Annotated in this window: 9 protein-coding genes; 8 read left to right on the forward strand and 1 reads right to left on the reverse strand. The window is 42.8% G+C overall.

The genetic code is table 11. The features are described from left to right. Window positions 1-45: 45 nt before the first annotated feature. Window positions 46-2,124: a GH92 family glycosyl hydrolase gene (locus tag DW738_RS08095; protein ID WP_123160778.1), complete on the reverse strand. Its 2,079-nt coding sequence runs from the start codon at window positions 2,122-2,124 to the stop codon at window positions 46-48. A gap of 201 nt (window positions 2,125-2,325) precedes the next feature. Here DW738_RS08095 and DW738_RS08100 point away from each other — a divergent pair, with 201 nt between their 5' ends. The 8 genes from DW738_RS08100 (at window position 2,326) to DW738_RS08135 (ending at window position 13,710) form a co-directional block, all read left to right on the forward strand. Further along, window positions 2,326-3,606, forward strand: coding sequence for a glycoside hydrolase family 125 protein (locus DW738_RS08100; protein WP_023022059.1), 1,281 nt, complete (start codon window positions 2,326-2,328; stop codon window positions 3,604-3,606). A gap of 185 nt (window positions 3,607-3,791) precedes the next feature. Continuing rightward, window positions 3,792-6,437, forward strand: a complete 2,646-nt coding sequence (locus DW738_RS08105) for an alpha-mannosidase (RefSeq protein ID WP_123160779.1) — start codon at window positions 3,792-3,794, stop codon at window positions 6,435-6,437. An 84-nt stretch (window positions 6,438-6,521) separates the two neighbouring features. Beyond that, entirely contained in the window at window positions 6,522-7,391 is an 870-nt protein-coding gene (locus tag DW738_RS08110; protein WP_123160780.1) for an ROK family protein, read from the forward strand. Continuing rightward, window positions 7,385-9,265 carry a beta-N-acetylhexosaminidase gene (locus tag DW738_RS08115; protein ID WP_123160781.1) on the forward strand — a complete coding sequence of 627 codons (1,881 nt, stop codon included), beginning with the start codon at window positions 7,385-7,387 and terminating at the stop codon, window positions 9,263-9,265. Before DW738_RS08110 ends, DW738_RS08115 begins: the two co-directional genes overlap by 7 nt. Before the next feature lie 216 nt (window positions 9,266-9,481). Next, on the forward strand, window positions 9,482-10,411 hold the full coding sequence (locus tag DW738_RS08120) for a sugar ABC transporter permease (RefSeq protein ID WP_120701368.1): 930 nt from the start codon (window positions 9,482-9,484) through the stop codon (window positions 10,409-10,411). 13 nt (window positions 10,412-10,424) lie between these two features. Then, the gene (locus DW738_RS08125) at window positions 10,425-11,357 is read left to right on the forward strand and encodes a carbohydrate ABC transporter permease (protein ID WP_023022064.1); all 933 of its coding nucleotides are present in this window, start codon (window positions 10,425-10,427) and stop codon (window positions 11,355-11,357) included. Window positions 11,358-11,420: 63 nt separating this feature from the next. Further along, complete coding sequence (locus tag DW738_RS08130) at window positions 11,421-12,902, forward strand: ABC transporter substrate-binding protein (protein WP_123160782.1); 1,482 nt, start codon at window positions 11,421-11,423, stop codon at window positions 12,900-12,902. A gap of 196 nt (window positions 12,903-13,098) precedes the next feature. Then, window positions 13,099-13,710: a DUF624 domain-containing protein gene (locus DW738_RS08135; RefSeq protein WP_123159898.1), complete on the forward strand. Its 612-nt coding sequence runs from the start codon at window positions 13,099-13,101 to the stop codon at window positions 13,708-13,710.

Consider the following 13,710-nt stretch of genomic DNA (forward strand, 5'->3'; position numbering starts at 1 on the left):
AGAAAAAGAATGAAGAGTGTCCAACTCTTCATTCTTTTTCGTTTTCTAGATCTTAGGGAGCCAAGAGAGGTGGAAATCCAGCTTCTCTGCTTTCAAGAGGTCTTGGTGACTCACTCTGTCGATTCTTTTCCCATCAAGGGAAAGATCTTGAAGGAAGTGTGCCTGGGCTGTGTGGGCTGTACAATGGATATGGATCCATTTTTTCTCTTGAGGGAGATAGAGGCGTAGATGTTTGAAGAGAGGAATCCCCAAATCGTAGACTGGTTTGCCTGGACAAGTCGGATAGAGTCCTAAAACCGACCAGATATACCAAGAAGATAGACTGCCATTATCTTCATCTCCTGGATAGGCTTTGAAGGTTGGCTGGAAGGCTTCTTTGCGAATGGCTTGAATCAGTAAGCTAGCGTATTCTGGGTGTTGGCTATAGCGAAAGAGATAGGGGATGTGGAAACTCGGTTGGTTCGAAATGGCAATTTGCCCAAAAGGAGCTTGGGCCATCTCACTCATTTCGTGAATTTCGTAGCCATAGCCCGTCACTTCATAATGTGGTGCTTGGGTTGCCAGTCGGGTTAAGTAGTGGGTAAAGCCTTCTTCTCCTCCAAAGAGTTGCTTGAGTCCCTCGATGTCGTGAAGGGCGCCTAAGGTTGCCTGAATGGCAGAGCACTCTGCATAGTCGCGTCCCCAACTGATCGGAGAGAAGTCTGGTCTGAAATGACCCTTCTTATCTTTGGCTCGGATATAACCTGTTTCTGGATCAAAGAGGGTTCGGTAGGAAAGGCTAGATTGGGCATATTCTTTGGCAAGATTTTCCTTGCCAAGTATCTGAGCAGTTTGGGCAATACAAAAGTCGCTATAGGAGAAGTCGATGGTATGACTCACGCTTTCGTGATAGTCGGTGGATAGATAACCTAATTCTTTGTACTCTTTAGCTCCTCGTCGACCGTAATGACCATTTGGATCTTCCTTCCTAGCTGTATCCAGCATGGCTTCAAAAAGTTCCGTGTGGAGGTCGGGGGCTAGGCTTTTCTGAATAGCATCTGCAATGACCCCGTCAATGAGTGTCCCAGGCATCATGCCTCTTTCGTCTGGCGCTAGCCATTTAGGGAGGAAGCCCGTATCCCGGTAATGGCTAAGGAAGCCTTCGAGAAATTCCTGATAGAGCTCAGGATAGACCAGGCTATAAAGAGGAAAGGTGGTCCGAAAGAGGTCCCAGAAGCCCAAACCAGTGAAGTATTTTCCTTCTTGAATGCGGTTGTGAGCGAAGTCGCGATGGACTGCTTTCCCCTCAGGGGTCACTTCATAACAAGTCTGAGGAAAGAGCAGACTACGGTAGAGACAGTGATCGAAAAAGGTTCGATCCTCTCCGCCCGTATCTAAAATTTCAAATCGGTCCATTAGCTCTTGCCACTTGCGACCGGCTTTTTCTTTCATATCTTCAAAGCTAGCTTTAGGGAGGTGAGATTTGGCCAAGTCAGGGCTAATAAAGGAAGTGCCTAATCGAGCTTCTAGTATGGGGCTGTCAAACTCTAGGATCAAATCCTGCCCTAGCCAGTGAGTTCGAGTGATAGCTTGGTCAAATTCGAAATGAAGATAGAACGGAAAGTCATGTTGGTCTGTATGATTTTGATCTAGGATGTGGAAGTGAAGATTTGTTTCTCCGAATTCTAGCTCAGTTAGTCCATTGGGACAGTGCAAGGCAAGTGCTAGTTCAGATGGCCCCCTAAAGCGAAGGAAGGCTCCATAGAGGCTGGGCGTCACCTCTGTGTGGATTTGATAGCGCTCTGAGGTGAGGGCTAAATAATGGGGCTGAAAGATAGCTTCTTGGATCCGGTAACTGCTCTGTCTAAAATAGAGGTCTTCTTGAGTTGGTATGTCTGTTAGTGGGGTGAGGAGACACCAAGAAAAATCCCCAATCCAAGGGCTCGGCTGATGGGTCAAGCGAATGCCTTGAAAGATTGGAAGGTTGGGGTTGAAAAACCAAGCACCCTGTTCATGTGTCGTCTGTGGGAGAAAATAATTCATCCCAAAAGGAACTCCTGTGTAAGGGAGGGTGTTGCCGTTGGAATAAGCTGGGTGATTGTCTGTTCCTAAGCGGGTATCAATGCAAGTCAAATCGGTCTTCATAAAGGACCTCCTGTATTAAAGTAGAGCTTCTAAGCCCTTTTCTTTCTTTCTTTCTTTATTTTAGCAGAAGCTACTAGAATCTGAAAGCAATTTTTAAAACTAGAAAAGTTTGTAGAAAAAGGGCTATAATTTGCGTATGTATTTCCCCTTTGAAATCTTTTATACTGAATAGGAAAGAATCGATACGTGTGAGGAAAATAAATGACCTATTCAAAAGAAATCGTCAGAGAATGGTTGGATCAAGTAGCAGAACGTGCTAAGGATTACCCTGAATGGGTGGATGTCTTTGAACGTTGCTACACAGATACCTTAGATAATACAGTTGAAATTTTGGAAGATGGCTCGACCTTTGTCCTGACAGGAGATATCCCAGCTATGTGGCTTCGGGACTCGACTGCTCAGCTGAGACCCTACCTTCATGTGGCAAAAAGAGACCCTCGTTTACGTCAGACTATTGCAGGTTTGGTCAAACGTCAGATGACCTTGATCCTTAAGGATCCCTATGCTAACTCTTTTAATATTGAGGAGAACTGGAAGGGGCATCATGAGACAGACCATACAGACCTCAATGGCTGGATTTGGGAACGCAAGTATGAAGTGGATTCGCTTTGCTATCCCTTGCAGTTGGCTTATCTCCTTTGGAAAGAAACAGGAGAAACCAGCCAGTTTGATGAGACTTTTGTTACAGCGACCAAGGAGATCCTTCATCTTTGGACGGTGGAACAAGATCATAAGAACTCCCCTTATCGCTTTGTTCGGGATACCGATCGTAAGGAAGACACTTTGGTAAATGATGGTTTTGGTCCTGACTTTGCCGTGACAGGAATGACCTGGTCAGCCTTTCGACCAAGTGATGATTGTTGTCAATATAGCTACTTGATTCCGTCAAATATGTTTGCAGTCGTTGTCTTGGGATATGTCCAGGAAATTTTTGCAGAATTGAATCTAGCTGATAGCGAGAGTATTATTGCTGATGCCAAACGTCTCCAAGCTGAGATTCAAGAAGGAATCGAAAACTACGCCTACACCACCAACAGCAAGGGTGAAAAGATCTACGCCTTTGAAGTAGACGGTTTGGGAAATGCTAGCATCATGGACGACCCTAACGTACCAAGCTTGTTAGCTGCTCCCTATCTTGGTTACTGTGATGTGAACGATGAAGTGTACCAAGCCACTCGTTGCACCATCCTGAGCCCTGAAAATCCATACTTCTACCAAGGAGAATACGCTAGCGGTCTCGGAAGCTCTCATACCTTCTATCGTTATATCTGGCCGATTGCCCTATCAATTCAAGGCTTAACAGCTACAGATAAAGCTGAGAAAAAATACTTGCTAGACCAACTAGTTGCATGTGATGGCGGAACAGGTGTTATGCACGAAAGCTTCCACGTAGATGATCCAACTAAATACTCGCGTGAATGGTTCTCATGGGCCAATATGATGTTCTGTGAGTTAGTCTTGGATTACCTGGATATTCGCTAATACTCTTCGAAAATCTCTTCAAACCACGTCAGCTTCACCTTGCTGTACTCAAGTACAGCCTGCGGCTAGCTTCCTAGTTTGCTCTTTGATTTTCATTGAGTATAAGGAGCACGTTTTCGCTCAACTGATTCTGGTAAAGAATCACAAATCTATTTTTAAATTTAAGTTAGAATGAGGTTTTACTCATGGAAAATGTTGTTGTACATATTATTTCTCACAGCCACTGGGATCGTGAGTGGTATCTACCTTTTGAGAGTCACCGGATGCAATTGGTGGAACTTTTTGACAATCTTTTTGATCTGTTTGAAAATGATCCTGAATTTAAGAGCTTCCACTTGGATGGACAAACCATCGTCCTTGATGATTATTTAGAAATTCGCCCTGAAAATCGTGACAAGGTGCAGCGTTATATCGACGAAGGAAAACTCAAGATTGGTCCTTTCTATATCTTGCAGGATGATTACTTGATTTCCAGTGAAGCGAACGTCCGCAATACCTTGATTGGACAAGCGGAATGTGCCAAATGGGGCACATCAACTCAAATCGGCTACTTCCCAGATACCTTTGGAAATATGGGGCAGGCTCCTCAAATCCTTCAAAAATCAGGCATTCACGTAGCAGCCTTTGGTCGTGGTGTCAAGCCAATCGGATTTGACAACCAAGTCCTCGAAGATGAGCAATTTACCTCTCAATTTTCTGAGATGTATTGGCAGGGGGCTGATGGTAGCCGTGTACTCGGCATTCTCTTTGCAAACTGGTACAGTAACGGGAATGAAATTCCAGTGGATAAAGATGAAGCTTTGACTTTCTGGAAGCAAAAATTAGCAGACGTCCGTGACTATGCATCGACCAACCAATGGTTGATGATGAACGGCTGTGATCACCAGCCTGTACAGAGAAATATTAGTGAAGCCATTCGTGTGGCAAACGAACTCTTCCCTGACGTGACCTTTATTCATAGCTCATTTGACGAATATGTCCAAGCAGTGGAAAGTGCACTTCCTGAACAATTATCAACGGTCACAGGTGAGTTGACTAGCCAGGAAACGGATGGCTGGTACACCCTTGCCAATACCTCTTCTTCACGCGTTTACCTTAAACAAGCCTTCCAAGAAAATAGTAATTTGCTCGAGCAGGTCGTGGAACCATTGACCATTCTCACAGGAGGTCATAATCATAAGGATCAATTGACCTATGCTTGGAAAGTGCTTTTGCAAAATGCGCCACACGATAGTATCTGTGGATGCAGTATTGACGAGGTCCACCGTGAAATGGAAACTCGTTTTGCCAAGGTCAATCAAGTCGGTAACTTTGTCAAGAGCAACCTTCTTAATGAATGGAAGGGCAAACTAGCTACCCAAAATGCACAGAGCGAACACCTCTTCACCGTTGTTAACACAGCTTTACATGACAAGGTAGATACTGTCAGTGTTGTGGTTGATGTTGCTACTTGTGATTTCAAAGAGTTACATCCAACTGAAGGCTACAAGAAGATGGCAGCTGTGTCCTTGCCAGAGTACCATGTTGAAGATTTGGATGGCCATATCATTGAAGCGAAGATTGAAGACTTGGGAGCAAGTTTTGGCTATACTTTGCCAAAGGATAAGTTCCGTCAACCTTATATCGCTCGTCAAGTGCGCGTGACAATCCCAGTTCATCTGGCTCCACTTTCTTGGGCTAGTTTCCAATTGGTTGAAGGCCAAGTAGAATACCGAGATGGTATTTATCAAAATGGAGTGATTGATACACCGTTTGTAACTGTGAGTGTAGATGAAGGAATCACCGTCTATGACAAGACTACAAATGAAGCTTACGAAGACTGTATCCGTTTTGAGGATCGTGGGGATATTGGTAACGAATATATTTACTTCCAACCAAAAGGTACTGAGCCAATCTATGCTCAATTGAAAGGATACGAAGTCTTAGAAAACAATGCTCGCTATGCAAAAATTTTGCTCAAGCATGACTTGACGATTCCAGTCAGTGCAGATGAAAAATTGGATGCGGAACAAAGAGGCATTATCGAGTTTATGAAACGAGATGCTGGTCGTTCAGAAGAGTTGACAACCATTCCTCTTGAAACTGAGATGACCGTCTTTGTGGATAACCCACAGATTCGCTTTAAGACTCGTTTTACCAATACTGCCAAGGATCACCGCATCCGTCTCTTGGTCAAAACTCACAACACTCGTCCAAGCAATGATTCTGAAAGCATCTATGAAGTTGTGACAAGACCAAATAAACCAGCAGCTTCTTGGGAAAATCCTGAAAATCCACAACACCAACAAGCCTTTGTCAGCTTGTATGATGATGTCAAAGGAGTGACAGTATCCAATAAAGGATTGCACGAGTATGAAATTCTTAGAGACGATACTATGGCTGTAACCCTTCTTCGTGCTTCAGGTGAACTCGGTGACTGGGGCTACTTCCCAACACCGGAAGCTCAGTGTTTGCGTGATATCGAAGTTGAGTTTGCGGTAGAATGCCACCAAGCAGGCGAACGCTTCTCAGCTTTCCGTCGCGCCAAAGCCTTCCAGGTACCATTTACAGCCCTTCAAGTTGCAAAACAAGAGGGTAGTGTTGCGGCAACGGGTAGTCTCTTTAACCATCCAGCACTGAACTTGCCACAAGTCTGCCCAACAGCCTTTAAGGTGGCTGAGAATGAAGAAGGTTATGTCCTTCGTTACTACAACATGAGTCAAGAAAATGTTCGCGTGTCTGAAAAACAACAAGCCATTCTTGACTTGCTGGAACGCCCATACCCAGTTCATTCAGGACTATTGGCACCACAGGAAATTCGTACAGAATTCATTCAAAAAGAAGAAATTTAATTTCAAACAGTAAACAGAAACAGAAAGGAGGAGCGAAGAAGTAAGAACCAACTGCGGACTCGCTCCTTTTTGTAGGTGAAAGCAATGACCATTGCAACGATTGATATCGGAGGGACTGGCATTAAGTTTGCTAGTCTGACTCCTGATGGAAAGATTTTAGATAAGACCAGCACCCCAACTCCAGACACTCTAGAAGATTTGTTGGCTTGGTTGGACCAACGCTTGTCAGAACAGGACTATCGTGGGATTGCGATGAGTGTGCCAGGTGCGGTCAATCAAAAAACAGGAGTGATTGAGGGGATTAGTGCCATTCCATATATCCATGGTTTTTCATGGTACCAGGTCCTTGCTCATCACCAGCTACCTGTCCATCTAGAAAATGATGCCAACTGTGTTGGACTTAGTGAACTGCTGGCTCATCCTGAGACTGAAAATGCAGCCTGCGTCGTGATTGGTACAGGAATCGGTGGGGCTATGATTATCAATGGGAAACTACACCGTGGTCGCCATGGCTTGGGTGGAGAGTTTGGTTACATGACGACTCTTGCACCAACTGAGAAACTCAATAACTGGTCGCAACTGGCGTCAACTGGAAGTATGGTTCGTTATGTGAATGAACAATCTGGTCAAACCGATTGGGACGGCCGTAAGGTTTACCAAGAGGCTGCAGCAGGCAATGCCCTTTGTCAAGAAGCCATTGAGCGCATGAATCGTAACCTAGCCCAAGGGCTTCTCAATATCCAGTATCTAATCGACCCAGATGTCATTAGCCTAGGTGGTTCCATCAGCCAGAACCCAGATTTTATCAAAGGGGTGCAAAAAGCAGTAGATGCTTTTGTCGAAAGATATGAAGAGTATACAATTGCGCCAGTCATCCAAGCCTGCACCTATCGCGCAGATGCCAATCTCTACGGTGCCCTTGTCAACTGGTTACAGGAGGAAAACCAATGGTAATTTTTACAGGACTTAGTCCCAAACAAGCCCAATCTATCGAAGCATTAAAAAAGCACATTTCTCTACCCAATGTAGAAGTGGCAGTCACCCAGTCTGATCAATCTTCTATTTCTATCAAGGGTGAGGGCGGAAAGTATCAATTGACTTATGACAAACCTCACCAACTCTACCGTGCCTTGTCAGTGCTAGTAACAGCTTTGGTAGAAGGTGATAAGGTAGAGATTGAAGAACAAGCGGCTTATGAAGATTTAGCATACATGGCGGATTGTTCCCGTAATGCTGTAATGAATGTCACCTCTGCCAAGCAGATGATTGAGGTCTTAGCTCTCATGGGCTACTCAACTTTTGAACTCTATATGGAAGATACCTATCAAATCGAGGGACAACCTTACTTTGGCTATTTCCGTGGAGCTTATTCTGCTGAAGAGTTACAGGAAATTGAAGCCTACGCCCAGCAGTTTGATATGACTTTTGTACCATGTATCCAGACCTTGGCCCACTTGTCAGCCTTTGTCAAATGGAGTGTCAAAGAAGTCCAGCAACTTCGTGATGTTGAGGACATTCTCCTCATTGGCGAAGAAAAGGTTTATGACCTGATTGATGGCATGTTTGCGACGCTATCTAAGCTACAGACTCGCAAGGTCAATATCGGAATGGACGAAGCTCACCTAGTTGGTTTGGGACGCTACCTCATCCTAAACGGTGTGGTTGATCGTAGTCTCCTTATGTGCCAACACTTGGAGCGCGTGCTGGATATCGCAGACAAGTATGGTTTCCACTGCCAGATGTGGAGCGATATGTTCTTCAAGCTCATGTCAGCAGATGGTCAGTATGACCGCGATGTGGAGATTCCAGAGGAAACACGTGTTTATCTAGACCGTCTCAAAGACCGTGTGACTTTGGTTTACTGGGATTATTACCAAGATAGTGAGGAAAAATACAACCGGAACTTCCGTAACCACCACAAGATTAGTCAGGATATCGCCTTTGCAGGTGGTGCTTGGAAGTGGATTGGTTTTACGCCCCACAACTATTTCAGTCGTCTCATCGCAGTCGAAGCTAATAAAGCCTGCCGTGCCAATCAGATCAAAGAAGTCATTGTGACTGGTTGGGGAGATAATGGTGGTGAAACAGCACAGTTCTCTATCTTACCGAGCTTGCAAATCTGGGCAGAACTTAGCTATCGTAATGATTTAGAACGCTTGTCTGCTCACTTAAAGACCAATACAGGTCTATCAGCTGAGGACTTTATGCAGCTGGATTTGGCCAACCTCTTGCCAGATCTACCAGGAAATCTGAGTGGGATTAATCCTAACCGCTATGTCTTTTATCAGGATATTCTTTGCCCAATTCTTGATCAGCACATGACACCTGAACAAGACAAGCCTCACTTTGCCCAGGCTGCTGAAACCCTTGCTGCTATTAAAGAAAAAGCTGGAGTCTACGCTTATCTTTTTGAAACCCAGGCCCAGTTAAATGCTATTTTAAGTAGTAAAGTAGATGTAGGACGACGCATTCGCCAAGCCTATCAAGCGGATGATAAAGAAAGCTTGCAACAAATCGCCAGAGAAGAATTACCAAAACTTAGAAGTGAGATTGAAAACTTCCATGCCCTCTTTAGCCACCAATGGCTGAAAGAAAACAAGGTCTTTGGTTTGGATACGGTCGATATTCGTATGGGTGGACTCTTGCAACGGATTAAGCGAGCAGAAAGTCGTATTGAAGACTATCTAACTGGTTCTATCTCACGTATCGACGAACTAGAAGTAGAGATCTTGCCATTTAATGATTTCTACGCAGACAAGGACTTTGCAGCCACGACAGCCAACCAATGGCATACGATTGCAACAGCTTCGACCATTTATACAACCTAATCTAAAAAGGTGTCTTTAAAGAAGATGATGTTGAAGGAGAAGAAGAATGTCCAATGAATGGAGATCTATCTTCTCCTTTTTTCTCCATTTTTAAGGCTATGTCATAAATTTGTAGAATTTTTTCTATAATTAGGAGTTTGAAAAAGTTTTCATAGAGTTTTATAATTGATAATGTAAACGTTACCAAAGGGAGAAAACAACAAAGGAGGGAGTCAGATGAAAAAGTTTTTGAAGACCTTGAGAGAAAATCTTATTTTCTTCTTGATGGTTTTACCAGGTGCAGTGTGGTTGATTTTATTCTTCTACATACCTGTTTTGGGAAACGTTGTTGCATTTAAAGACTATCATATCACTGGAGAGGGATTTATTGATAGCGTAATGAAAAGTAAGTGGGTTGGGTTTGATAACTTCAAATTCCTCTTTAGCTCCAACGATGCTTATATCATTACGAGAAATACTGTTCTATACAACTTAGCCTTTATTTTCTTGGGCTTGATTGTTTCTGTTGGGATTGCCATCATCTTTAGTGAGATGCGGTCTAAACGATTGGTCAAAGTATTTCAAACATCAATGCTGTTCCCTTATTTCTTGTCATGGGTTATCATTAGCTTCTTTACAGATGCCTTCTTAAACGTCGATAAAGGCTTGATTAACCATGTCTTGACATCTCTTGGGATGAAAGGAATTAACTTCTATACAGAGGTTGCCATTTGGCCGGCTCTTCTCCTTTTCTTAGGAATCTGGAAGGGCTTTGGTTATAGTAGTGTCATGTACTACGCAACCATCATGGGAATAGATCCAACCTTTTACGAAGCAGCAACAGTGGACGGGGCATCCAAGTGGCAACGGATTCGCCACATCACCATTCCTCAGTTGTCTTCCTTAATTACGGTTTTGACCATCCTTGCAATCGGAAATATCTTCCGTGCTGACTTCGGATTGTTCTACCAAATCCCGCACAACTCAGGTGCTCTTTATAGTGTAACCAACGTAATTGATGTTTATGTCTTTAATGGACTGGCTAAATCAGGAGATATTGCGATGGCTGCAGCAGCTGGACTTTACCAATCAGTTGTCGGATTGATTCTCGTCTTGCTCTCTAACATTGTAGCTCGTCGTATTGATAAGAATGCAGCGCTCTTCTAGAAAGGAGGATACCATGGCAAAATCAAAAATTAAAAAAGAAAAAGTTGATAATGTTGGGATCCACTCCTTCAGTAAGAAAGCAGACATCTTCTTTAGTAGCATCGTCGGCTTGGTTGCGCTATCCTGTATCTTGCCCTTCATCTTCGTTGTCATGATTTCCTTGACAGATGAACAAAGTTTGGCTATTCACGGCTTCCAATTTTGGCCTGCTAAGTTTGGTGCAGATGGCTATCTTTTCCTTGTTCAATTTAAGGATAAGATTCTGCAAGCCCTCTTTATTACCTTGTTTGTGACGATTGTAGGGACAGCATGTAATGTCTTTATTACAACAACCTATGCCTACGCCATCTCTCGTAGAACCTTTAAGTATAGAAACTTCTTTACTGTCTTTGCACTTTTGAGCATGCTCTTTAGTGCAGGGATGGTACCAGGTTACATCGTTACCACTCAGTTGCTTCATTTAGGGGATACGGTTGGAGCCCTCATCATTCCGATGTTATTAAGTCCCTTCAATATTATTTTGATGCGGACCTTCTTCAAACGGACCATCCCAGAAGCAATTCTCGAGTCTGCTCGGATAGATGGAGCGAGTGAAACGCGGATCTTCTTCCAGATCTGTTTGCCACTTTCTCTCCCAGGGATTGCAACGATCAGTCTCTTCACGGCCCTTGGCTTCTGGAATGACTGGTTCAACGCCCTTCTCTATATCAAGAGTGAAAACCTCTATCCTCTTCAATACTTGCTGATGCAAATCCAAAATAACATGGATTACATCTCTAAATCAGTCGGTGCATCTAGCCAAATCGCTGGTGCGGTCCAATCCCTTCCTAAGGAAACTGGACGGATGGCCATGGTGGTGGTGGCAACAGTTCCAATCGCTATCCTCTATCCATTCTTCCAACGTTACTTTGTAAAAGGATTGACCATCGGTGGTGTTAAAGAGTAAGCAACTCTTGTTCATCCACCCTTCATAATGTTAATAAAGAAAAATAAAAAAGGAGTTTTTCTCATGAAAAATTGGAAAAAATATGCTTTAGCTTCTGCTAGCGTTCTCGCACTTGGAGCAACTCTTGCTGCTTGTGGTAACTTGACAGGTGATAACCAAAAATCATCTAAGAGTGAAGATGGTAAAACAGTTATCAAAATGTACCAAATCGGTGACAAACCTGATAACTTGGATACTTTGTTAGAAAATGCTAACAAGATCATCGAAGAAAAAGCTGGTGTTAAATTAGACATCCAATACCTTGGTTGGGGTGACTATGACAAGAAGATGAACGTTATCATTTCATCTGGTGAAAACTACGATATTGCCTTTGCAAACAACTATGTCATCAACGCTCAAAAAGGTGCTTATGCTGACTTGACAGACTTGTATAAGAAAGAAGGGAAAGAGCTTTATGAAGCACTTGACCCAGCTTATATCAAAGGGAATACTGTAAACGGCAAGATTTATGCTGTTCCAGTTGCAGCTAACGTTGCATCTTCACAAAACTTTGCCTTCAACGGACCACTTCTTGAAAAATATGGTATCGATATTTCAGATGTGAAAGACTACGCTTCACTTGAACCAGTCTTGAAAGCCATCAAAGAAAAAGATCCAAACGTTGTTCCATTCGCAATGAACAAGAGCTACGGTGGACCTTCTGATGACTTCGATTACATTGCAGTAGATGGTCTTCCATTCGTTGTCGATTTGCAAGGGGACACAACTAAGATCGTTGACCGTTACACTATTCCACGTTATGTTGAAAACTTGAAGACTCTTCATAAATACTATGAAGCTGGTTACATTCCAAAAGACGTAGCTACAAGCGACACTGGATATGACCTTTCTCAAGATACTTGGTTGGTACGTGAAGAAACAGTAGGACCTGCTGACTACGGTAACAGCTTGCTTACTCGTGTAGCAAACCGTAAGATCGAAATTAAACCATTCACTCAACTTTACAAGAAAAACAACACTACTCAAGTTGCAAACTTTGTTATCTCAAACAACTCTAAGAACAAAGAAAAAGCAATGGAAGTATTGAACCTCTTGAATACAAACCCAGAACTCTTGAACGGTCTTGTTTACGGACCAGAAGGCAAGAACTGGGAAAAAGTTGAAGGTAAAGAAAACCGTGTAAGAGTCTTGGATGGCTACAACGGAAATACTCACATGTCTGGATGGAACACTGGTAACAACTGGATTCTTTACATCAACGAAAACGTAACCGATGAGCAAATTGCACAATCTAAGAAAGACTTGGAAACTGCAAAAGAATCTCCAGCACTTGGATTCATCTTCAACACTGAAAATGTGAAATCAGAAATCACTGCCCTTACAAACACTTTGAACCAATTCACAAGTGCTATCAATACAGGTACAGTAGATCCTGAAGTTGAAATTCCTAAGATGCTTGAAAAATTGAAATCAGAAGGTGCCTACCAAAAAGTATTGGATGAAATTCAAAAACAATACGATGAGTACCTTGCTGCTAAGAAATAAGCTAACAATACTTGCTTAAGTCTATTAAAAGACTTTGAGGTCTTCGTACTTCAAAGTCTTTTCTGTTGATGATTTAGAATCGAAAGCATCAGGGGAAATGTGCTATAATATAGGGTATAATCATCATTTGTACTAGGGAAACTATACTAACTTGATGGAAGTTCCCCTCTACAGCAAATGAATATGGAGACAAATTATGGGAAGAATGATTGAATTTATTTTTACAAGAGTTTACTTAGCCATGCTGGCAACAGGAATTTTTTGGGCGCTAACTTTTTGTGGAGGAATCTTATTTGGATTTGGGCCAGCTAGCGCAACGATTATGAGTCTATATGCCGAACATGGATCTGATTACAAGCAATATGGTTGGTCTGAAGCTTGGTCCCTCTATAAAGAAAACTTCCGTCCTGCCAACCAGGTTTTCTATACATTTTTTTTGATTGAAGCCATTCTTGTTTATGGTATGTATCTGATGATTCAATTGCCCCACTTGTCCCTATTTCAGATTTTTATCTTATTGGTCAATTTGATTTTCTTGTTGGTAGCTCCCTTGACTTTTGCAGTCTACCTCAAGCTTCAGGTCCATTTTGAGTTGTCCTATCTCAATAGCTTGAAGTTGAGCTTTATTGGTGCTTTTCTTGATATTCGTGCAGTGACGAAGTTTCTCTTGGGGACCTTTCTTCTTGGGGTTGTCACCCATTTTGTTCCAGCTTTATTTTTCTTTGTTTTACTGGGCTTGTGGCATTTCTTTGTCAATGATATTTTTCAACCCGTCTATGAAACAATTCGGTCTAAAGTGGTTTCTTAA

The sequence above is a fragment of the Streptococcus sp. AM28-20 genome, assembly GCF_003603595.1.
GTDB classification, from domain to species: domain Bacteria; phylum Bacillota; class Bacilli; order Lactobacillales; family Streptococcaceae; genus Streptococcus; species Streptococcus ilei.

What these genes read in the sequence shown, in the direction of transcription:
- DW738_RS08105 (WP_123160779.1), top strand. Translation starts at nt 3,792, where the DNA reads ATGGAAAATGTTGTTGTACATATTATTTCTCACAGCCACTGGGATCGT.
- DW738_RS08110 (WP_123160780.1), top strand. Translation starts at nt 6,522, where the DNA reads ATGACCATTGCAACGATTGATATCGGAGGGACTGGCATTAAGTTTGCT.
- DW738_RS08100 (WP_023022059.1), top strand. Translation starts at nt 2,326, where the DNA reads ATGACCTATTCAAAAGAAATCGTCAGAGAATGGTTGGATCAAGTAGCA.
- DW738_RS08095 (WP_123160778.1), bottom strand. Translation starts at nt 2,124, where the DNA reads ATGAAGACCGATTTGACTTGCATTGATACCCGCTTAGGAACAGACAAT.
- DW738_RS08135 (WP_123159898.1), top strand. Translation starts at nt 13,099, where the DNA reads ATGGGAAGAATGATTGAATTTATTTTTACAAGAGTTTACTTAGCCATG.
- DW738_RS08125 (WP_023022064.1), top strand. Translation starts at nt 10,425, where the DNA reads ATGGCAAAATCAAAAATTAAAAAAGAAAAAGTTGATAATGTTGGGATC.
- DW738_RS08115 (WP_123160781.1), top strand. Translation starts at nt 7,385, where the DNA reads ATGGTAATTTTTACAGGACTTAGTCCCAAACAAGCCCAATCTATCGAA.
- DW738_RS08120 (WP_120701368.1), top strand. Translation starts at nt 9,482, where the DNA reads ATGAAAAAGTTTTTGAAGACCTTGAGAGAAAATCTTATTTTCTTCTTG.
- DW738_RS08130 (WP_123160782.1), top strand. Translation starts at nt 11,421, where the DNA reads ATGAAAAATTGGAAAAAATATGCTTTAGCTTCTGCTAGCGTTCTCGCA.